Annotated in this window: 18 protein-coding genes and 1 pseudogene; 12 read left to right on the plus strand and 7 right to left on the minus strand. The window is 68.2% G+C overall.

Features of this window, described 5'->3' with window-relative positions; translation table 11 throughout:
- The first annotated feature begins 150 nt into the window (after window positions 1-150).
- From NBRGI_RS12490 to NBRGI_RS12535, 10 genes are all read left to right on the plus strand, one after another.
- Window positions 151-1,959, plus strand: coding sequence for an AMP-dependent synthetase/ligase (locus tag NBRGI_RS12490; protein ID WP_029895727.1), 1,809 nt, complete (start codon window positions 151-153; stop codon window positions 1,957-1,959).
- Window positions 1,960-1,977: 18 nt separating this feature from the next.
- Window positions 1,978-3,150 (plus strand): PucR family transcriptional regulator, encoded by a 1,173-nt coding sequence (locus tag NBRGI_RS12495; protein WP_014986175.1) that lies wholly within the window; start codon window positions 1,978-1,980, stop codon window positions 3,148-3,150.
- A gap of 250 nt (window positions 3,151-3,400) precedes the next feature.
- The gene (locus NBRGI_RS12500; protein WP_081878018.1) at window positions 3,401-5,458 is read left to right on the plus strand and encodes a CocE/NonD family hydrolase; all 2,058 of its coding nucleotides are present in this window, start codon (window positions 3,401-3,403) and stop codon (window positions 5,456-5,458) included.
- A gap of 435 nt (window positions 5,459-5,893) precedes the next feature.
- Window positions 5,894-7,345 (plus strand): condensation domain-containing protein, encoded by a 1,452-nt coding sequence (locus NBRGI_RS12505; protein ID WP_051727691.1) that lies wholly within the window; start codon window positions 5,894-5,896, stop codon window positions 7,343-7,345.
- On the plus strand, window positions 7,336-8,787 hold the full coding sequence (locus NBRGI_RS12510; protein ID WP_051727692.1) for a condensation domain-containing protein: 1,452 nt from the start codon (window positions 7,336-7,338) through the stop codon (window positions 8,785-8,787). The genes NBRGI_RS12505 and NBRGI_RS12510 overlap by 10 nt, the downstream gene beginning before the upstream one ends.
- On the plus strand, window positions 8,787-10,166 hold the full coding sequence (locus NBRGI_RS12515; RefSeq protein ID WP_029895737.1) for a condensation domain-containing protein: 1,380 nt from the start codon (window positions 8,787-8,789) through the stop codon (window positions 10,164-10,166). Before NBRGI_RS12510 ends, NBRGI_RS12515 begins: the two co-directional genes overlap by 1 nt.
- A gap of 199 nt (window positions 10,167-10,365) precedes the next feature.
- Window positions 10,366-11,151, plus strand: a complete 786-nt coding sequence (locus NBRGI_RS12520) for a helix-turn-helix domain-containing protein (RefSeq protein ID WP_029895739.1) — start codon at window positions 10,366-10,368, stop codon at window positions 11,149-11,151.
- A 68-nt stretch (window positions 11,152-11,219) separates the two neighbouring features.
- Complete coding sequence (locus NBRGI_RS12525; RefSeq protein WP_029895741.1) at window positions 11,220-11,519, plus strand: DUF6412 domain-containing protein; 300 nt, start codon at window positions 11,220-11,222, stop codon at window positions 11,517-11,519.
- Between the two features lie 94 nt (window positions 11,520-11,613).
- Window positions 11,614-12,501 carry a membrane protein insertase YidC gene (gene yidC / locus NBRGI_RS12530; RefSeq protein WP_029895743.1) on the plus strand — a complete coding sequence of 296 codons (888 nt, stop codon included), beginning with the start codon at window positions 11,614-11,616 and terminating at the stop codon, window positions 12,499-12,501.
- Between the two features lie 171 nt (window positions 12,502-12,672).
- Entirely contained in the window at window positions 12,673-13,803 is a 1,131-nt protein-coding gene (locus tag NBRGI_RS12535; RefSeq protein ID WP_063726256.1) for a hypothetical protein, read from the plus strand.
- Between the two features lie 133 nt (window positions 13,804-13,936).
- Here the strand turns inward: NBRGI_RS12535 and NBRGI_RS12540 are convergent, their stop codons facing one another.
- A complete protein-coding gene (locus NBRGI_RS12540; RefSeq protein WP_148310794.1) occupies window positions 13,937-14,161 on the minus strand; it encodes a hypothetical protein in 225 nt (74 codons plus the stop codon).
- Window positions 14,162-14,305: 144 nt separating this feature from the next.
- Window positions 14,306-14,689: a nitroreductase family deazaflavin-dependent oxidoreductase gene (locus NBRGI_RS12545; RefSeq protein ID WP_029895749.1), complete on the minus strand. Its 384-nt coding sequence runs from the start codon at window positions 14,687-14,689 to the stop codon at window positions 14,306-14,308.
- A gap of 85 nt (window positions 14,690-14,774) precedes the next feature.
- Between NBRGI_RS12545 and NBRGI_RS12550 the strand changes: the two genes are divergently transcribed.
- A complete protein-coding gene (locus NBRGI_RS12550) occupies window positions 14,775-15,278 on the plus strand; it encodes an NUDIX hydrolase (protein WP_029895751.1) in 504 nt (167 codons plus the stop codon).
- A gap of 173 nt (window positions 15,279-15,451) precedes the next feature.
- Here NBRGI_RS12550 and NBRGI_RS12560 read toward each other — a convergent pair whose 3' ends face one another.
- The gene (locus tag NBRGI_RS12560) at window positions 15,452-16,132 is read right to left on the minus strand and encodes a TIGR00266 family protein (protein WP_029895754.1); all 681 of its coding nucleotides are present in this window, start codon (window positions 16,130-16,132) and stop codon (window positions 15,452-15,454) included.
- A 53-nt stretch (window positions 16,133-16,185) separates the two neighbouring features.
- Window positions 16,186-16,554: an arsenate reductase family protein gene (locus NBRGI_RS12565; protein ID WP_029895756.1), complete on the minus strand. Its 369-nt coding sequence runs from the start codon at window positions 16,552-16,554 to the stop codon at window positions 16,186-16,188.
- Window positions 16,555-16,636: 82 nt separating this feature from the next.
- Between NBRGI_RS12565 and NBRGI_RS12570 the strand changes: the two genes are divergently transcribed.
- A complete protein-coding gene (locus tag NBRGI_RS12570) occupies window positions 16,637-18,112 on the plus strand; it encodes a bifunctional phosphatase PAP2/diacylglycerol kinase family protein (RefSeq protein WP_029895758.1) in 1,476 nt (491 codons plus the stop codon).
- 12 nt (window positions 18,113-18,124) lie between these two features.
- Here NBRGI_RS12570 and NBRGI_RS12575 read toward each other — a convergent pair whose 3' ends face one another.
- The 3 genes and pseudogenes from NBRGI_RS12575 to NBRGI_RS12585 all read right to left on the minus strand — a co-directional run.
- Window positions 18,125-19,660, minus strand: a complete 1,536-nt coding sequence (locus tag NBRGI_RS12575; protein WP_029895760.1) for a glycosyltransferase family 39 protein — start codon at window positions 19,658-19,660, stop codon at window positions 18,125-18,127.
- 161 nt (window positions 19,661-19,821) lie between these two features.
- A complete protein-coding gene (locus NBRGI_RS12580) occupies window positions 19,822-21,129 on the minus strand; it encodes an aspartate aminotransferase family protein (RefSeq protein WP_029895763.1) in 1,308 nt (435 codons plus the stop codon).
- 1 nt (window position 21,130) lies between these two features.
- A pseudogene (locus tag NBRGI_RS12585) lies at window positions 21,131-21,441 on the minus strand (ABC transporter substrate-binding protein); the annotation flags it as partial.

A 21,441-nucleotide genomic window follows, 5' to 3' on the forward strand; every position in this document is an offset into this window, starting at 1 on the left:
AAGTGCACAAGGCTGCGCGTCACACTCTGCGCGTTTGCCGCTAGCGAAGACGCTCACTCATGCGTTGTGCTTAATAGTGACGATGAGGTCATCTCCGTCTCCCCGAACGAGCGGCGCGGGCCTCAGCCCTTCGGTAGCAGAGGTTAGGTCTTGGTTTCAACGACAGTCCCGGCGGTCACCGGCCGCCCGGACACGCTGTGTGCGGCATTCCAGGCGAATGTCGCCAAATACTCCGACGCGGTCGCGCTGCGCACCTTCGGCGGCGCCGTCTCGATCACGTGGCGGGAATACGGCGAGCGGGTCCGCGCCATCGCCACCGGGCTCGCGGCGCTGGGCGTCGCGCCCGGCGACACGGTCGCGATCATGCTGACCAACCGCCCGGAGTTCCACCTCTGCGACACCGCTGTGCTGCACACCGGCGCGACCCCGTTCTCGGTCTACAACACCAACCCGGTCGACCTGCTGACCTACCAGTTCGACAACTCGGGCGCCAAGGTCGTCATCTGCGAGCAGCAGTTCGCCCCGAAGATCCTGGAGGCGGTCGCCAAGGCCGCAGAGCAGGGCATCCACGTCCAGCACGTGATCAGCGTGGACGAGGCGCCCGCGGGCACCCTCTCGCTCGCCGAGGTCGAGCAGCGCACGGCCGACGGCTTCGATTTCGACGACACCTGGCGCAAGGTGCGGCCCGAGGATCTGCTCACCATCGTCTACACCTCCGGCACCACGGGACCGCCGAAGGGCGTGGAGCTCACCCACACCAACTTCATCGAGAACGCCAGGGTGCTCGACCAATTCGGTGGCGGCACCGCCGACGACCGGGTGATCTCCTACCTGCCCGACGCGCATGCCGCCAACCGCTGGTTCGCGCACTACCTCACCATGCTCACCGGCGCGCAGATCACCACCGTGCCCGATTTCAAGCAGGTCGCCGCCGCGCTCGGCGAGGTGCACCCGAGCGTGTTCCTCGGCGTGCCCCGGGTCTGGGTGAAAGTCAAAGGCGCACTGGAGGAAAGGTTCGCCGCGGAGTCTCCGGTCAAGCGCAGGCTGGTGCGCTGGGCGATCGACATCGGCCGCAAGCAGGCCCGCGCCGTGTCCGACGGCCGCACCCTGGGCGCGCTCGACCGGGTACAGCTCGGTCTCGCGGATCGTCTTGTGCTCGCGCCGATTCGGGAACGGCTCGGCCTGGACAAGGTGCGCGTCGCGGTCACCGGTTCGGTCGCGATCCCGCCGGAGGTGCACGAGTTCTTCCTCGGCCTGGGCCTGCCGCTGTGCGAGGGCTACGGCATGAGCGAGTACACGGCCGGCGCCACGCTGAACCCGCCGGAGCGAATCAAGATCGGCACCGTGGGCACCGTGCTGCCCGGCGCGGAGATCATGCTCGCCGAGGACGGCGAGGTGCTGATCCGCGGCAAGATGGTGATGCGCGGCTACCGCAACGACCCGGCCAAGACCGCGGAGACGATCGACGCCGACGGCTGGCTGCACACCGGCGATATCGGCACCATCGACAGCGACGGCTATCTGTCGATCATCGACCGCAAGAAAGAACTCATCATCAACGCCGCGGGCAAGAACATGTCCCCGGCCAATATCGAGAACACCGTCACCGACAACTGTTCGCTGGTGTCCACCGTCGTCGTGATCGGCGAGCAGCGCCCGTTCAACACCGCGCTGCTGCTGCTCGACCCCGACCTGGCCGCCGCCTACGCCCAGCGGCACAACCTGACCGGGACCACGGTCGCGGAGCTGGCCAAGGACCCGGTGATCCTCACCGCGATCGAGGAGGGCATCGCGGCGGCGAACAGCAAACTCTCCCGGGTGGAACAGATCAAGAAGTACATCGTGCTCCCCGAGGTGTGGGAGAACGGCAGTGACTATCTGACGGCCACCGGCAAACTCAAGCGCAAGCCGATTTCCAGCGGTTACACAGATACGATCGAGGCACTGTACTCGACCTAGTCCGGGAAGAAGACCAGCATGATGCCATCGCGGACACGGGTGTTCGACGACCTCCATCGACGGACCGCGTCGATGCTCGACGGGTTCTACGCGTCGATCCCGCCCTATGAGCGGTTGCCCCAGTCGCTGGTCGAAACGGACTTCGCCCGGGGCACCAAGCTCAACGTCGACCTGTTCTTCGAATACCTGCGCCGCGGCGAAGAACCCACCGACGAGGACACCCGGGAACTCGTCGAGCTCGCGATGGACCGGTTGCGCGACGGCACCCCACTGCCCGAGGTGCTGGAGCGCTACCGGCTCGGCGCGGCGTTCATCTGGGAACGGTTACGCGCCTCGGCGAGCCCGCCGGAGCGCGAGCTGCTGCTGGACGCGTCGCTGGTGCTGTTGAAGTACGTCACGCTGGTCACCTCGCGGATCGCCGGCGCGGCCACCCAGCGGGTGCACGACCCCCGCTGGGAACTGATGGAACGCCGCCGCGGCATCGCCGACGCGCTGCTCACCGGCCGTGATCCGGTGGAATGGGCCAACGATCCGGTGATCCCGGTGGCCGACGCGTTCCTCGTCGCGGTGTTCCGCCTGTGCGGTACCCGCGGCGGGCCCGCGTCGGCGCTGCGGCACCGGGTCGAGGCGATCCCTGGCGTGTTCCTGCGCCTGGACGCCGGCGGCTGGACCGCGCTGATCCCCCTGCAACCGGGTGACGACGGTTCGGCCACCCTCGGCGGACTCACCGCACGACTGCCCGTGCAGGAGCCCACCGAGCCGCCGCCGTACTGGGTCGGCGTCGGCGCCGCCCGCAGCAAGGACGCCATCCCCGCGATGTACGCCGAGGCCAGGGTGCTCGCGGAACTGGGCCGCTGCCTGACGAAGCGCGAAATCCTTTGCCGCAGACAGAATTTGCAGTTCGAATACACCGTCGCGGTGAGCGATGCCGCGCGTCCCGGCCTGGCCGCGGTGCTCGCGCCGCTGGACGCGCAGCCGATGCTGGCCGAGACGCTGGAGGTGTTCGTCGACAGCGGGTTCAACCAGCTGGCGACGGCCCGCCAGCTCAATGTGCACCGGAATACGGTGACCTACCGGCTTTCCCGGGTGCACGAGCTCACCGGGCTCGACCCGCACCGTCCCGCCGACGCGATGACGCTGTCCGCCGCCCGGCTGGCCCGGCGACTGGAGTCCGCGGCCTTCGCTCCGTAACCCGCACGCACCCAACCTTTTAGGCACTTTTCCAAAGACTGTTCGCCCGCTCTTGCGAATTGCCAGTGTCGCGGGACCCCGCCTATGCGTTGTGCTGGGTACCGACGATGAGGTCAGGCGTGGCGCCGACTCGCCCGGACACAATCCGGGACGCGGCCGCCACTGTTCTCCGCACTCGATCCGCGCACCAGCCGATGGACGGGTAGCAGGCCGTTTGACCTCGACCACCGCCCAGCAAAGGTTCAGGTAGTTGAGAATTGCTTCCCGGACGCGGGTTTCCCGCCGCACCGTGACGGTCGCCGCCGCGTGCACCGCCGTCGGACTGATCATCCAGTTCACCCCCGCCGCGCACGCGGTCCCCACCTCGGGCCCGGTCCCGAACGCGCCCGCCGACTTCGGCCTGCCGGCCGGCTACCGGCCATCGCCCGAACGCTACGGCGTCGCTTATGAATTGGGACATATCGTGCCGCTCGCCGACGGCACCCAATTGCAGACCGAGGTGCGCTATCCGACCGACCCCGCGACCGGGCAGCGCGCCGCGGGCGAGTTCCCGGTCGTCGTCAACTTCACTACCTACGGCGCGGTGACGAGCGCGCTCACCGCGGCGGTCACCAGCGTGATCGACACCTTCCAGATTCCGCTGCCCGATCAGCTGAAGGACGCCCGGCGCATCATCAACCAGGGCACCAGCGCCCAGGACATGCTGGTGCGCCGCGGTTACATCGAGGTCATCGCGGATGTGCGCGGTACCGGCGGGTCGACCGGCGCGTGGAATCCGGCCTCGCGGCAGGACGGTGTGGACGGCGCGCAATTGGTCGACTGGGCCGCGAAGCTGCCGGGCTCCAACGGCAAGGTCGGCATGTACGGCTACTCGTTCCCCGCGCTCTCGGCACTGCGGACCGCCGAATCCGTTTCGCCCGGTTCGCCGTTGAAGGCGATCGTGCCGATGGCCATGCCCAACAACATCTTCAACGAGGTGCTCGGCCACGACGGCATGATGAGCCCGATCCTCCTGACCGCGATCTCGGTGCTGGTGCCCTATCTCAGCTTGATCGGGCCGTTCATGACCGCGGTGGTGTCGCCGCAGCAGTTCATCCGAGCGTTGGTCGATCATCTACAGGCGGTGGTCTCCTCGGACAGCACCATCAAACTGCTGCTCGAAGCGTATGCGGGCGGCCCGCTCGCCTACGACGGCACGTGGTGGCAGGACCGGCGCTTCGAAACCGACCTGCGCCGGGTGGTCGACAACGACATCGCGATGTACCAGGTCGGCGGCCTCTGGGATCTGTACCAGGAAGGGCCGTGGCGCAACTACTCCCAGCTGCAGAACATCGCCGCTGGCAAGGATCAGTTCGCACCCATGGCGCCGGGCCAGGCGACCGACGGCAGATATCAGCTGTTGATGGGTCCGTGGTACCACGTCGGTTTGGGCTTCGGCCCTGGCTCCCGGCTGGATACCGACATGATCACCGTCGCGTGGTTCGACCGGTGGCTCAAGGACATTCCGAACGGAATAGACAAAACCGACACGCCATTGCATGTGATCGACCCGAACAATATGGCGGTGGCCACCGCGCGTTATCCGTTCGAACAGGCCGCGATTCAGCGGCGCTACTTCGACGGCAACCGCCTGGTGGCGCAGCCGCCCGCGGCCGCGGATGCCTCGGATCGGCTGGACTACACCGGCATCGACACCCTCTGCAACCGGCAGAGCCTCGGCCAGTACAGCGCCGGCCTGTTCGACTTCCTGTTCCGGCTGTTCAACGCCTACAACCCCTGTACAGAGTGGGTGCAGGAGCCGACCGCGGGCCTGCGCTACACGATGGATCCGGTGACCGAACCGACCGTGCTGGCCGGACCGAGCAGCGTCGAGCTCTACGCGTCCTCGACGAGCAACGACGCCGCCTTCCAGGTCTGGCTCGACGATGTCGCCCCCGACGGCACGGCGGTGAACATCACCGGCGGCTCCCAGCTGGCCAGCCAGCGCACCCTGAACGATGAAAAGACTTGGCGCGCAAAGGATGGCACGATCTACGCACCGGAACACGTGGTACGCAAGGATGCCGAGCAATTGCTCACGCCGGGCGAGGTGACCGAACTGGCGATCAAGATCCGCCCGACCTTCTATCGCCTGGAACCCGGGCACGCGCTGCGCGTGCGCATCACCAGCGGCACATTCCCGTCCACCATGCCGATCCCCACCGACCTGCCCCGCCTGCTCGGCTCGTCGCAGCAGATCCACCGGGACGCCGTACGACCGTCCAGCCTCATAGTTCCGCTGGCGCCGGCGTCCGCGTTCACCGGCTGACCGCCCGGCATACCTGGGTCGATCGGACGGCCCAGGTATGCCGCAGGTCACGTTTAGCCCACCTTCAGACCCTCGACCTGTAAAGATCGCGAAAACCTAGGATGAATTCCAGGTGGTTTGAGACACATTGTCACGCTATCTCTCAGCTATCTGAACATTAAGTATTTCATATATCCGCAGGCTGCGGCGCTGCCGCTCGCGGTTGCACGGCCCGCAACACCGTTGTCCGGCAACCTCCGGCAAATACCGGTGACTCACCTCACCGACACATTCGCCGGGAATTTCTTCTACAGTTTGTCTCGTCCCGGTCCGACGATGACGTCCCGGGACCGTTCGGACAAAGTTCTCGGATGCAGGCCGAAATTCTTGTCACTATTCGGATCGGTAATTCCCTACTGCGCACGGGGATTGCCGATGGGCAGCTGAAGGTGTGTCATGGAATTCATCGAACTGGCCGACTATCCGTTGCCGAGCGGCCGGGTGATCGAGTGGCTCCCGACGGCCACTTCGCACTGGGCCGACTGGCCACGAGATACGCGGGCCGTCTCCTATAACCACGAGCACCACCTCCGGGACGCGGTGGAGCACAGTCGAATACGAGATCGCCGACATTACTGGCTCGGGCACGCGTTCCGGATCGACGGACCGCTCGACCCGCAGGCCTGGCGCACGGCCTTCGACGCCTGGATCGACCGGCACGAAGGGCTGCGTTCGCACGTCACCATCGAGGGCGGCCGGCCTGCCCGATACACGTTGGCGCCCGGCGGAATCCGGGTGCAGCCGGTCGACGCGGGCGCGCCTGCCTCGACGATGGCCACCTATCGGCTGGTCAACGGGCTGCTCGACGACGGAACCTCGCCGCTGCGCTGGCCCGCCTACGTCTGCGTGACGATCGCGAACCGGGACGGCTTCACCGTCGTGTTCGCGGCCGATCACTCGATCATGGACGGCTACTCCACCGTCTCCACCGGCGGCGAGCTGCACGCGCTCTATCAGGCGGTGCGCGAAGGCAAACCGGCCCGCTTGCCGGACACCGGCAGCTATGTCGACTTCTGCCAGGACGAACGCGTCCGCGCGGCCGACGCCACCGCCGACACTCCGGCGGTGGCGACCTGGCGGACGTTCTTCCCCGACCACACCGAGAACTCGCTGCCCTGCGGCACACTCAGCAAGGTCGCGGCCGCGCCGATCCAGCTCACCGGCCCCGCCGAGGCCCCGCCCCGCCGGGTGCCGCAGCGCAATCTCTCGGTCGAGGTGCTCGACGCCGACGCGGCCGACGCCGCCGCTGCGGTCGCCAGGCAGCAGGGCCAGGGTTTGTTCGCCGCGCTGCTCGCCGCGTTCGCGGTGACCACCACCGAACTCGGCGCGGGCCGGGACTTCCGCACGGTGATCCCGCTGCACACCCGCTCGGAGCCGCAGTGGGCCGATACCCTCGGCTGGTTCGTCGGACTCGCGCCGTTCCAACTGGATTGCGGGCCCGCCCGCACGCTCGCCGAGCTGATCACCCCGGCCGGGGAAGAACTGCGGCGCACCCGCAGCGCGGCGACGGTGCCGTTCGCCCGGGTCTGCGAACTGCTCGGCGAGCGGCCGCGCATCTCTTTCATGGTGTCCTACATGGATGTTCGTTCGGCGCAGGCCGCGGACACCTGGGTCGACACCGGCACCCGCTGGCTGCGCAGCCGCAACGTGTCCCCGGAGGAGTTCTTCTTCTGGTTCGTCCGCACGCCCACCGGCGTGACGTTGAACATGCGTTATCCCGGCACCAGCAAGGCCACCCGCGACATCCACCGGCACGTGCTGCGCATGCGCGATCTGCTGGCCGAATTCACCCGCTACGGAGATGCTCGAATCCGCCCGATCGAAGGAGCGCCGCTGTCATGGAGATGACCCTCACCGAAGACTGGTTGCCGAAACCGGGGGTCCTGCTGGAGTTCACCACCACCGCGGCGAGCAAGGCCGCGACCGCGGCGACCGCGCCCTCCGACGCACCGCCGACCTACGTGCAGGAGTCGCACATCCGCCGCTGGGCCGCGCGCCGGCATACCGACGATCCGCTGGCCTCGGAACTGTCGCTGTGCTTCACCGTCGCCACCCCGCTGGACGCGGACGCGCTGCGCCGCGCGTTCACCACGTTCCTGCAGCGCCACGAGAGCCTGCGCTCGTGGTTCGCCCTGGACGAGACCGAAGGCCGGTTCGAGCTCACCCGGTACCTGCTCGATCCCGCCGCGGTCGAGCTCGAGACCACCACGGTCGGCACGTTCGACTCGGGTGAGCAACTGCGCGATCTGCTGGTCGAGAAGTTCCACGAGAGCGCGGAACCGACCAAGTGGCCCGCGTTCCTCTGCGGTGCCATCGACCACGGCACCGACGGCTTCACCCTGGTCTACAACACCGATCATGCGTTCAGCGACGGTCTCTCGCTGGTCACCGCGATCTTCGAGCTGAACGCGCTGTACACGGCGTACGCGAACGGTCAGGATCCGGTGCTGCTGCCCGTCGGCAGCTATGTCGAATTCGCCAGGGCCGAACGGGCCGCGGTGGCCGCGCGCCCGCCGGAGCTCGACCGGCTCGCCACGGTGCTGGCCGAGAACGCCGACAACGTGCGGCCGCTGCCCATCGACCTGGGCTTGGCGCCGGGCGAGCTGGCCGACAGCCGCGGCACCAAGGTCGACCTGCTCGATGCCGCGCAGTGCGAGGCGTTCTCGGACGCGTGCAAGGCGGCGGGCGGTTCGTTCTCCGCGGGCCTGTTCGCGGCGATCGCGCTGGCCGAGCTCCAATTCGCCGGGCGCACGCACTATCTCGGGCTCAACGTGGTGGGCACCCGGCAGGAACCGCAGTATCAGCTCGCCCAGGGCTGGTTCATCAACCTGCTGCCGATCTCGTTCGACCTCGATCCCACCGACAGCTTCACCGACCTCGTCGGCCGCGCGGGCGTCGCGCTGGACTGGGTGAAACCCCTTGCGAGCGTGCCGATCCACGCCGCCTTGGCCCGGGCCGCCGAACTCACCGGCGCGCCGCTGCCGGTGACCACCGAATGGCCTTGGGTGTCCTACATGGACGTCCGCGCGATCTCCGGTGCGGCACTGGAGAACGCGCTGCCCAACGTGTCCGGGATCAACGGGCTCGGCTCACGCGCCAGGATGGGTCAGACCTCGCCGATGTGGTTCAGCCGGGAACTGGACCGCCTGCACGTCAGCATGATGTTCCCCGACACCCCGACCGCCGCGGCCTCCGCGGCGGCCTATCTCGACTCGATTCGCACCGCTCTGCGCGCCATCGCCACCACCGGTGAATACGTGGCGGCCGCCCCGGATTTCGCGAGGTCCTGATGCAGTTGCTCTTTCTCGAACACCTGAGCGCACCGCCGGGCACCCTGCTCGAGTGGACCGCGCTCGCCGAACCCGGCCCCACGCCGGACGCGACACCCGCTTCGTCCAACCAGACCATCCACCTGTCTTCGGGCGGACCGACGACCTGGCTGGCCGCCACCTTCGACGTGGCGGGCCCGATCGACGAATCCGCCCTGCAGACCGCGTTCTCGGTGTGGCTGCCGCGCCACGATGCGCTGCACTGCAGCTTCGAACCACCCACCGAGGGCAACCCGCCATCGGTCCACGTGGTGGTGGACACCGATATCCGGCTCGTCCCCCGGCCCGCCGTCGAAACCTCGAGCACCGACGACCTGCGCACCGTCCTCGGCGCTCGGCTCGACCAGGCCTGCGCGCCTTTCAGTTTCGCGCCGTACTTCCTCGGCGCCATCAGCAGGCCCGAAACCTCCACCGTGGTCTGCGGTTTCGATCACGCGGTCTGCGACGCCTGGTCGATCACCATCGCGGTGACCGAATTGGACGTGCTGTATCGGGCCGCGCTCGAGGACGGACCCGACGGCGCCGCCGCGGCCGCCGACCGGCTCCCCGAGCCGGGCAGCTTCCTGTCCTACGCCACCAGGGAGGCCGCGGTCCCGGCCGCGGGCACGGGCCCGCTCATCCGGGCCTGGCGCGATTTCCTGCACGCCGCGGGCAACGATCTGCCGCACTTCCCGCTCGATCTCGGCGTGCCCGCGGGCACGCTGGCGCCGTTCGGCAGCGACAGCCGCCTGCTGCTGGGCGCGATGGCCACCGACGCACTGCACCGCAAGTCGCGCGCGGACGGATACTCGATGTTCGCAGCCCTGCTCGCGGCGGTGGCGCTGGCCGCCGCCGAACTCGGTGGGAGCGCGGGCACCGATCTGGTGTTCCCGGTGCACACCCGGCGAGAACCGCGCCACCACAACACCTTCGGCTGGCTGGTGTCCAACGCACCGGCGCATGTGCCGGTGGCGCACGACTTCTGCGCCACGGCACAGGGCGCCGACGAGGCGATCCGCACCGGTCAGCGGCTCGCCCAGGTGCCGGCCACCCAGTTCCTCGCCGCGATGGGCAGCGACCTGCGACGAACCAGGAAGGACCTGTTCAGCGTCTCCTACACCGACTATCGGCGGCTGCCCGGCGGCTCGCGCAGCGACACCACCCGCACGGTGCCGCGCAATCCGGCCCAGTTCAGCCGCAGCGCACCGCTGGACGACGTGCAGATGTGGTTCACCCGCACCGACGACGGGCTCGCCCTGCGCACCCGATTCCCGGTGACACCCACCGCGGGACCGCTGCTCGGCGAGTTCCTCGATCGGGTCGCCGCCACCTTGTCCGCGGCGATCTCGGTCCGGGTATGACCGGGCGGTACCCGAGCTGCGCGCACCCGTCCCACGCCGTCGAAACGGCGGCCGCGGCGACGGCTCGCGCGCAGATCGGAACCATGGCATGGTTCGCCCCCCTGCGATCGACAAAGCACGACGGCCGGCGAGCCGAACCCGTTAGTCTCAGCACAGGATCCACCGAGGAACTGTTCGTGTCAGCCGGGAGCATCCGACGATGAAGGCTCTGGTCACCAACGACTTTTCGACGTCAGCGGACGCCGAGAACACCGCCGAGCACCCCTGGACGGGCACCGCGCTACTACGGCCGGGCATCCTGGCCTTCGAAGGCGAAATCTGGCCCACCGAACTGCACGCCCATCACGCCGTGCAGATCGTCGCCGCCTGCACCCCGATCGTCGTCGTGGACGGCAGTGGGGTGCGCAGGCAGGGCACGCACATCATCGTGCCCACCGATGCGCCGCACCGGGTCGCGGAGGGCGCCGTGCACGGCATCGCGGTCTATCTCGATCCGGAGACCACCGCGGGCGCCGCCGCCGACCGGCGCGCGCATCTGCACGGCTGGGTGCACGCGCTCGGGGTCGATCCGGCGCACGGCGGGCTCGCGGGTCACGTCCGCGACGTGCTCTCGGATCTGTTGCCGGACAACGGTACCTGTTCGGACGGTCCGCAGGGCGTGGTCACCGCGGCGCTGCAACTGCTGCCGGAGCTGGTCCGCGACGGTTCGGTGCGCGGCTCGGATGTGGCGCGCCAGCTGGGCATTTCGGCGACTCGGCTGACCCACCTGTTCACCGAGCAGGTCGGGATTCCGTTGCGCCGCTACATCCTCTGGCTGCGGCTCTACATCTCGATGACCCGGGTGATGGCCGGTGACGATGTAGCCGCCGCCGCCGATGCCGCGGGCTTCGCCGACTGTGCCCAGCTCACCCGTACCTGCCGGCGCACCTTCGGCCTGCCGCCGTCGATGCTGAGCCGCAACGTGGAGTGGGATATCGCGCTCTGAGCAGTGGTGACCGTCGTCTCGGCGCGCACGCCGCACCGAGACGGCGCCGCACCACGTATTCTCTAGGCATGATCACGCGGGTTCGGGTGCTGACGTGTGCGGTTGTCGCACTCGTGCTGCCCGTGCTCACGTTGCTGGCGATTCCGGCCGGTGAGCCCGGATCGGTCGCCGTGGTCGGTGTGGTCGCGGCCTCGCTGATCGTCGCCTTCGCCACGCTGCATCCCGCGGTCGTGCTGCCGGTCGCGGTCCTCGACTCCGGCCCGCCACCGTCCGCGCAACGCCGCCGACGTGGTTCTTTCCTGCGCCAGAGCAATCCTGATACCCCGGGCCGCCCGCGCCCACGAGCACCGGGCTGCGCGCCCGCCTGACGCCGGTCCTCCCCTGTGGTGGACGGGCGTCGGCGTTGTCGCCGCATCCCTTCCGTTCTCGTGCGCGCTCGCACGCCCACAGTCAGGTGCTCTCATGCTCGACTTCATCTACTACCCGGTGTCGGCCATTCTCTGGTTCTGGCACAACGCCTTCGGCTTCGTATTCGGACCCGCGAGCGGCCTGTCCTGGGTCCTCGCCGTGATATTTCTCGTCCTCACATTGCGCGCTGCCCTATTCATCCCTTTTCTCGAGCAAGCACGCAACCAAGCTATTGTGAAAAAATTGCAGCCGAAGGTTGCGAGCTTGAAACAAAAATACGCATCCGATCGGACGCGCCTGGCCACCGAACTCCAGAAACTCTATAAAGACAACGGCGTCAAAACCTTCGCGACCTTGATTCCGATCATCGTGCAGCTATTCGTTTTTCTCGGCCTGTTCCATGTCCTACGATCCTTCGATCGCACGGCCGACCTCGGCCATCTCCCGTTCCAGGCCATCAAGACGCCGATGAGTCCGCAGCAGAACGCCGCCACCCCCAACTACGTCTTCAGCGCGGCCGACGTGCGGTCCTTCCTGCACGCCGATCTGTTCGGCGCACCCCTGTCCCGGACCGTCGTCGGCGCCGGCGACCTGCTGGCAACAGTGGCCGCCGTCGCCATCCCGCTGATGCTGATCGCCGCGATCGCCACCCACTTCACCGCGCGCGCCTCCCTCGGGCGGCAGGAGACCCCCGCCCAGTTCGCGTTCATGCGCCCGCTGTCGCTGTGGGCGTTCCCCGCCGCGGCCCTCGTCGGCGGCGCGCTGTTGCCGGTCGCGATCCTGCTCTACTTCGTCACCAACAACGCGTGGACCCTCGCCCAGCAGCACCTCGTCTACCGCAAGCTCGACGCCGAAGCGGCCGCCGAGGCGAAAATCGTCGCGGCGACCCGCGCGGCGACCGCCCCGAAACTGGGCGCCAAACCCGTCCGCCGCCGGAAGTAGTTCGAAAACCGTTGGGGCGGAATCTATGTCACGGATTCCGCCCCAGAGGGTTGCTACTGCGATGGGCCAACTGCGAATGACCAGACAACGCACCAGGAAACAAGGGAGCCCCAGGTCGCTTGCGTGCAGAGGCGGCCTGGGGCATTCGTAAATCACGATAGCATCTATCGCGTGACCTCCGTTGTGACCGCAGACACACAAGCCGAACTTGTCGCACTGCTGACCGACGAACGCCTGGCACCCTATCTGCGGGAGAGCAAAAACGACCTTGACCTAGCACTTCAGCTGTATACGTGGAATGCGGCGATCACCGCCGCGAGTATGGAGGTCCTCGCCTACGTCGAAGTCATCCTTCGCAATGCGGTCGATCGAGAACTAGCCAAGTTCGCTGACGAGGAACGACGGAAGCTGCCCTGGTTCATGCTTCCATCCATCACGGGCGGCTCCCACGAGGCGATCACGAGCGCAGTCGAAGTCACACGCTCACGACTGCGCGGAGTCAGTCCGGCTCGAGACTCCCGCGACCAGATCATCGCCGGCGTATCGTTTGGCTTCTGGACAGGACTCTTCGGTTCCAAACACGAAGACCTGTGGCGGGCCGCGCTCAGCAGCGCCTTCCCCGGAACGCCCAATGGTCGACGCAAGAACGTGACCGCAAAGCTAGAGCGTCTTCGCCCGTTCCGAAATCGACTTGCCCACCATGATTCCCTACTGGCACAAGATGTCCTGTTCCAACTGAACGAGATGCTCACCCTCGTCGAATGGATCAGCCCGGACGCTCGAGCCTGGCTGGAGGCACACGAACGCGTCACCACCCTCTACCGGAGCCGACCTGTTACGCCGATCGACACCCTCGTCGTGCCTGCCAACGACGCGTGGAGTCTCTACCAGGCAACTAGCGTCTACATCTGCCCTCCAGGCCGAAACTTCCGCCCCAGCAAGTACATTGCCTTCTACGCGGACAAAGAGATAAAGCCAGTGCTTGCTCAGATCCTGTACCACCGAGACAACGTCGAATGGAGCGCCGCCGAAGCAACGCGCTTGTCCGGCATGGCGGGCGACAGCTGCAAGAACGATCGCAAGATCGGTGCCGCGATCACCGCGAGCCAGTCGAACTCAGCCTGGTCAGAAGGTCGATACCAAATCTTTCTACTCAGTTCGCCCGAGCACCCTGGGACCATCACACTCAATAGCGCCATACCCCACAGCCAAACCGGTCGTGGATCGGCGTTCGTGCAACGCCACCGCTATTTTTCGCATCACGCGCTCCGATCGGCGAAGGACACCTCAGATCTGAAGTGATCTCCGACGATCAGAGCACGGCCAGTTACCAACAACCAGCTACGCACCGCAGCCATATCGACTTCACCTCACCGGATTCACCTTCCATGACTCCCGAAAACGATTGCCGCCGAGGCGAAGTCGACATCTGCCACTAGCGGTAGGTGATCACGGCCTTCTTCTTGTCCCCCTTGTCCGGGTAGCAGATGGCGCTGGTCGCGCCGGCGCGACGCGCGTCGTCGGTGAGCTTCCGGCATTCACTCGACGTCAGATCCGGAATGGTCTGGCTCTTCGGTGCAGCCTGTGCCGGGCCGGCTCCGATCGCGATGCCGGTGGCCGCCAGCACGGCGAAACCCATTGCGACAGAGATGTTCCGCATGATTCCCTCCCATTTCCCCAACGTGCGTACCCCCGAGTGGCCGGGGCGGCGAATCACTGTCGAGATCATCGCCGACGCCCGTTCAGCGTATCGGGAGGCACCGACAAGTTTTGCGGCGCAACCCTTTCGGCGGGAGCGGGCGACTCAGCGGACCACGGCGCGAGCCTCGACGTAGTACTCGGCCGACAGCACCCGCAGCCAGAGCCGTACCACGACGGGCGCCCACGCGGCGGTGGGATCGCGGCGTACCACCGGGTCGGCCAGGTCGAGCACCTGGCCGCGCGTCTCGACGCTGAACTCGCCTGCGGCACAGATGTTCTTGGCCCAGTCGACCTCGCGCCCATAGGTCATGGCGATGCGGTACACGCCGTCGGCGTGGAAGATCGAGATCGGGGTGCGGTAGAGCCGCCCGGACTTTCGGCCCCGGTGCTGCAGGATGGCGAACCCGGGCGCTCGGCCCGCGAACAGCCCGGCGACGCGATTGGTGACGGATCGATTGAATTTCGCCAGTGTGCGGGGAAGCACCATGTGCGCGATCCTCTCTGCGGAAGGCCTGCTGCGCTCACGTTACCCTCGAGCGGTGGCAGCCGAACGGGTCCAGCAGAAGTCCGAGATGATCGCCGTCTACGACGCGGCGGGTCGTTCGGTCGGCGCCGCCGACCGGGCCGAGGTCTACCGGGACGGACTCTGGCACGCCAGCGCGGGCGTGCTGGTCCGCTCCGGCGACGGCGCCAGGATCTACGTGCATCGGCGCACCGACACCAAGATGGTTTTCGCGAGCATGCACGACTGCCTCGCGGGCGGCGTGGTGGGACCGGCGGAAACACCGCGCGAGACGGCGGTGCGCGAACTCGCCGAAGAACTCGGCATCACGGGTGTGGCGTTGCCCGCCGAGCCGGCGGGGACGGTGTCCTGGGACGGCGAGTGGCAGGGACGGCCGATGCGCTGTCACCTGTTCGCCTACGAAATCCGTTACGACGGACCGATCCGCCATCAGCCGGAGGAGATCGTCGACGGGTGGTGGTGGACCGATGCGCAACTGCGCGCCCACCTGACCGATCCGGACTGGCCCTTCGTGCCGGACACCCGGATCCTCGTCGACGACCTGCTCACCTGAGCGCGCAAGCGCGCACTCTTACTCCGACCGTGCGATCAGGCCGCGCTGCCGCTGCCGAGCGACAGGATGTTGGTGAAGATGTTGGCGACGACCTCGAGCAATTCCATGATTCTCCGAACGTTGGCGCTGTCATTGGGGCACCGGAGCATCGACGACCGCGATGTCGCCGCCGGTTATCCGGAGGAGGCTACCGAACTGGCCCACGCGGCGAACGCGCCGGGGTTGCGGGTCTGCAGCAGCACCCGGCCCGGACCGACGAAGTCGAACACGAAGCCCTCGCCGGACTTCATCGACTGGATCGAGCGCCCCACCACCGCACGCCGGATGGTGAAGTTCATCGACAGGTCGTAGGCGACCACGTGCCCGGTGTCGATGGTGATCGGCTCGCCCGGTTGCAGATCGATGACATCGATCGCACCGAACACGCCGACCACGATCTCACCGCCGCCGTGCGCGCGCAGGCCGAAGCCGCCCTCGCCGCCGAACAGGTTCGCGAAACCACCCCATTTGCTTTCCACCTGCACGCCATGGGAATTCGCGATCCAGCCGCCGCGGCTGATGAAGAACGGCCGATCCTGGGTGATCTGCAAGTTCAGCATGTCGCCGGGCAGCGCCGGCGCTACGTCCACCCAGCCGCCCTGCTGCGGCGCGGTGAACGTGGACACGAAGAACGACTCACCCGCCAGCACCGACCGCTTCAGCCCCGCCAAGATGCCGCCTTCGGCCTTGGCCTGCAACGTGACTCCCGCCGAGTGGGCGACCATGGCCCCGCTCTCGACCCGCATCGGCTCGCCAGGCGCGAGGAAGCACCGCGCGATGGTCGAGGCCGGGTTGTGGCGCAACTGTACCTTCATGTATGGCGACCCTACCGCCTGATTCGCCCGGGTAGGGACCCGGAATTCGGGGATCAACCCAGTGCGCGCAACGTGTCCTCGTCGCGGGCCACGACCGCGCCGCCGTCGGCGGTCAGCACGATGGGTCGCTGGATCAGTTTCGGGTGCTCGGCCAGCGCGGCGATCCAGCGGTCCCGGTCGGCGGCGGTGCGGCCCCACCCCGCCATGCCGAGGTCCTTGGCCACCTGCTCGCCGGTGCGGGTGATGTCCCACGGTTCGGCGCCGAGCCGCGCCAGCACCGCGCGCAGTTCCTCGGCGGTGGGCGGCTCGTCGAGGTAGCGCCGCACCTTGTACTCGACGCCCGCCTCGTCCAGGTGCGCGGTGGCATTGCGACTCTTGGTGCACCGCGGGTTGTGCCAGATCTCGGTCTGTCCAGAAGTCATACCGGCAGGCTACCCAGCACGCGTCGAGGACCGTGCGCGGCGACGCCGTTTGAGCGCCGCGTCGCTGGATACACTCGCCTCGATGCCACACAGACGTAAATCGATCAACGCACTGGACCGCGGGCTCGTCGGGCACGCCGCCCGGATTCCGCCGAGCCCCGCCGACGATCTGCTGCGCGAGCTCAGCCTCAGCGCCAACCACAGCAAGCTCTGGATGGCCATCGCCGCAGGGCTTTTCGTCGCGGGCGGCCGCGCGCAGCGGCGCGGCGCGGTACGCGGGCTGGTGGCGGTGGGCCTGGCCAGCGCACTGGCCAACGGCGTCGCCAAACCGCTGTTCCCGCGCAGGCGGCCGCCGGTCGACGCGGTGCCCGAGTTGCGCCGGTTGGTCAAGCCGCCGCGGTCCTCGTCCTTCCCGTCGGGTCACTCCGCGTCCGCGGCGGCCTTCACCACCGCGGTGGCGCTGGAGTCGCCCGCGACCGCCGCGGTACTCGCACCGGTGGCCGCGGCGGTGGCGTACTCGCGCGTGCACATCGGCGTGCACTGGCCCTCCGATGTGGTGGTCGGGGCGGCGCTCGGTTCCGGTGTCGCGCTGGCCACCCGCCGCTGGTGGGCGGTGCGCGCGGACGAACCGGCCTCGCTGGGCCCGGCGAAACGGCTCGAGCCGCTGCCCGCCGGGCGCGGGCTGCTGCTGGTGGTGAACCCGGCCTCGGGCAGCGGCACCGGCACCGAATCGCTGGATCAGCTGCGCGAACGCCTGCCCGAGGCGCAGGTGCTCGAGGTCGGCGACGGCGATCTGGACGCGGCGATCGAGGACCGGGTACGGCGGCACGGCGTCACCGCGCTCGGCGTGCTCGGTGGCGACGGCACCGTCTCGGCGCTGGCGGAAACCGCTGTGCAACACGGTCTTCCACTGGCGGTGTTCGCGGGCGGCACGCTCAACCACTTCGCCCGCGACGTCGGCGTGGAGGATCCGGAGACCACGTTCACCGCGCTCGACTCCGGTCAGGTCGTGCTCGTCGACACCGCGCGAGTCCAGCTGGACGACGAGCAGGACCGGATGTTCGTCAACACCGCCAGCCTCGGCGGCTATCCGGACTTCGTGCGCCTGCGGGAACGGTGGGAACGCCGGATCGGCAAGTGGCCCGCGGCCGGTTTCGCGATGCTGCGCGTGCTGTTCCGCGCCGCACCGCTGCACGCAGAGATCGACGGCAAGCGCAGCGCGCTGTGGATGCTTTTCGTCGGCAACGGCGCGTACCATCCGGCGGATCAGATCCCGATGTCGCGGCCGCGGCTGCACGACGGCACCATGGACATCCGGTATCTGCGTGCGGACCTTCGCTTTTCGCGCACGCGCCTGATCTGGGCCACGTTCACCGGCACGCTGGACCGCTCGACCACCTACGTGCACCGCCGCGTCGCGCGACTCGACGTGCAGGTCGACGGCGCGCCGGTTTCGCTGGCCACCGACGGCGAAGTGAACCACCGGGCACAGCATCTGGCCTTCGCCAGCCGTCCGGCGGCGCTGGCGGTGTTCCGGGAGCCGGACGAACAGCGCTGATCCCGCGCGCCGCTACAGGTGCATCAGCGTCGGCCACACCTGCGACCACGGGTGGCGCAGCCCGGCGCATTTCCAGACGACGACGTTCTGGGTGTTGCCGGGGTAGCCGATCCGCGAATCGACCTTGGCGACCGGCTCTACCTGGTCGAAGTCCCAGCGCAGGAAGGCCTCGTTGAGCGCCACGGCGATCACCACCGTCGCGTCGTCCGGCGGCGTGCCGAAATAGCCGTACCCCCGGCTCGGACTGTAGACAGGCGGCAGTTCGGCTCGGGCGAACTGGTCCAAAGCGCTTGCCTGCCAATAGGTGTCGGTGACGATCACCGCGCCGGCGCGCTCCGCGGGCGGTAGCGATCGAACCACCCCGGTGACGGCGGCGGTCAGCTCGGTCCAGCCGAACTCGCCGTACACGCCGATGTTGATCGTGGCCTCGGCGTCGTCGGCGGGCGGGCGGATGGTCGACGCGTCACGCCACGGCGTCGACCACAGCACGAACATCGTCGCCGCGAGCGCGAGCGCCGCCCCCGCCGCGATCCCGGCCCGTCGCCCGGCCGTGCCGAGCCCCCGCACCAGCTCGACCAACCCGACCGCGCCCGCGGCCAGCACCACGCCGTACATTCCGGCCACGTAGTAGATCCGGCCGCCGATCACCAAGAAGATCGCGACCAGCAGCAACAGGGTCCAGCCGAGAAATCGGTACGGCCGCAACCGGGGATTGCGCAGCAGCGCCCACACGCCGTAGAGCAGCACCACCGCGCCCAGATAGCCCGCGGTCAGCACGGCGAGCGGCACGAACATCAGTCTGCCGCCGAGGATCCCCTGCTCGCCGCTGATCACCCCGCCCATCGCCAGCTGCGGCCAGTCGTGGCGGGACTGCCAGATCAGGGCCGGCACCGTCGCCAGCACCACGATCGCGCCGCCGAGCCACAGCAGCGGCCTGCGCACCAGTTCGCGCGGTCCGCATACCAGCGAGGTCACCGCGACCGCGATCCAGAAGAACGGGATCAGCCACTTCACCTGCATGTCGACCGCGGTCACCAGGGCCGCGCACAGCAGCAGGCGGTCGCGCCGAGTGCGCACCCAGCGCACCACCAGCCAGGTGATGATCACCCACAGCGCCGTGTCCACCGCGTTGGTCGTCAGCATCTTGCCCTGCAGCAGCAGGAACGGCGAGGTCGCGTACGCGATCGCGGCACCGAGCTGCGCGCTTCGCCCGCCGCCGAATTCGCGCGCGATCGCCGCGGTGAGCACGATGGCCAGCACGGTGAGCGCGACGGCGGGCAGTCGCAGGACGAAGAACGAACCCGGCGCGAGGGCGTCCATCGCCCGGGCCAGCAGCGGCAGCACCGGCCCCTGATCGGCGTAGCCGAAGGAGAAGTGCCGCCCGGCCGCCAGGAAATACAGCTCGTCGCCGAAGTAGTCGTAGCGGCTTGTGGCGAACAGCAGCACTGCCGTCGCCACCGACGCGACGACGGTGAGCCCCGCCGTCGCCGGCGGCGGGCGGTCGTCGGCGGCCGGTTCGAGCTCGGGCCGTGCTGCCGTATCAGTCATGCCGGCTCCTGGCGGACTTCCGGGACGGGACCGCTCGAATGTAGCGGGAAACGGCCGCACGATCGGGGACCGCGGGTGCTGGTTCGCCTCGGCGTTTCGTGCCGGACCGGGCCGATACCCCCGCGACCTGAGCGGCGGACGCCGCTCCAGCCGCCGACCGTTCAGCGCAGGTAGGAGTCGGCCACCGCCAGCACCTCGTCGACGATCTCCAGGCCCAGGCGCAGTTCGTCCGCCGAGGTGGTGAGCGGCGGTGCGATCTGAAAACGGTTGCCCGCGTTGAACGGCCACAACCCCCGCGCCTTCGCGGCGGCGGTCACTTTCGCCATCGGCTCGGCGGCCGCCCCCGTGGCGGCGAACGGAACCAGCGGCTCCCGGGTCGCCGGGTCGCGGACCAGATCCAGCGCCCAGAAGAAGCCGAGCCCGCGCACCTCGCCGACGCTGGGATGCCGGGTAGCCAACTCGTGCAACCCTTTTCCGAGCACGTCCGCGCCGACCGAACGCACGTGCTCGAGGATGCCGTCCCGTTCGAAGACCCCGATCGAGGCGACCCCGGCCGCACACGCCAGCGGATGTCCCGCATAGGTGAGCCCACCGGGATAGACGGTGTGGTCGTAGCGCTGCGCGATCCGTTCGGCGATGAGCACGCCGCCGAGCGGAACGTAGCCCGAGTTCACACCTTTGGCGAAGGTGATGAGGTCGGGCGCGACGTCGAAGGCGCGCACCGCGAACCACTCCCCGATCCGGCCGAAGCCGACCATCACCTCGTCGGCGATGTAAACGATACCGAACTCGTCGCACAGCGCGCGCACGCCCGCCAGGTAGCCCGGCGGCGGAATCAGGACGCCGTTGGTGCCGACCACCGTTTCCAGGATCAGGCCCGCGATGTTCTGCGGACCTTCCAGCTCGATCACCTGCCGCAGATGGTGCAACGCGGCGGCCGTCTCCTCCTCGGGAGAGCTTGTGCCCCAAGGGGATCGATAGGGATACGGCCCGAAGAACCGGACCACGTCGACGTTCGTCGGCTCCGCGCCCCAGCGCCGCGGCTCCCCGGTCAGACCGATCGCGGTGCCGGTGCCGCCGTGATAGGAACGGTACGCGGACAACATCTTGGTGCGGCCGGTGAAACTGCGCGCCAGGCGCACCGCGTGCTCGATGGCCTCCGCGCCGCCGGTGGTGAACAGGACGCGGTTCAGCTCACCCGGCGCCCGCTCGACGATGAGCCGGGCCAGTTCGCTGCGCACCTCGTTGCCCATGGTCGGCGAGATGGTGGTGAGCACCTGCGCCTGCGCGACGATCGCCGCGACGATGTCCGGATGCTGGTGCCCGATATTGACATTGACCATCTGCGAGCAGAAGTCGAGGTAGCGGTTGCCCTGGTCGTCCCAGAAATAGGCACCGGAGGCACCCGTGATCGGCACCGGGTTCAGCTCGGCTTGGGCGCTCCACGGATAGAAGACGTGATCTACCAAGTTATTTGCCTCCTTCGTTCAGCGTGACCTGGCTCGGCGCGTAGCCGGCGCCGGTCACGTCGGTGCCACCGGACTTCAGCAGGTCCAGCGCCTTGGTGACGTATTCGTTCGTGTACGCGCTCGCGTCCGGATCCTTCTTCAGGACCGTGACGCCCTCCTGGTTCTTCGTGTCCTTGGCGATCTGCACGGTGCGATCCCACGCGGCCTTGTCCACCATGCCGATGCCCGCGGGTGAGGGCCAGATCAGCTTGTTCACCTCGTTGATCTGCCACTGCTGGTGGGAGGCGCCCAGGGTGCTGGCCCGCGGCGACG

It is taken from the genome of Nocardia brasiliensis IFM 10847 (assembly GCF_000710915.1).
GTDB lineage: Bacteria > Actinomycetota > Actinomycetes > Mycobacteriales > Mycobacteriaceae > Nocardia > Nocardia brasiliensis_A.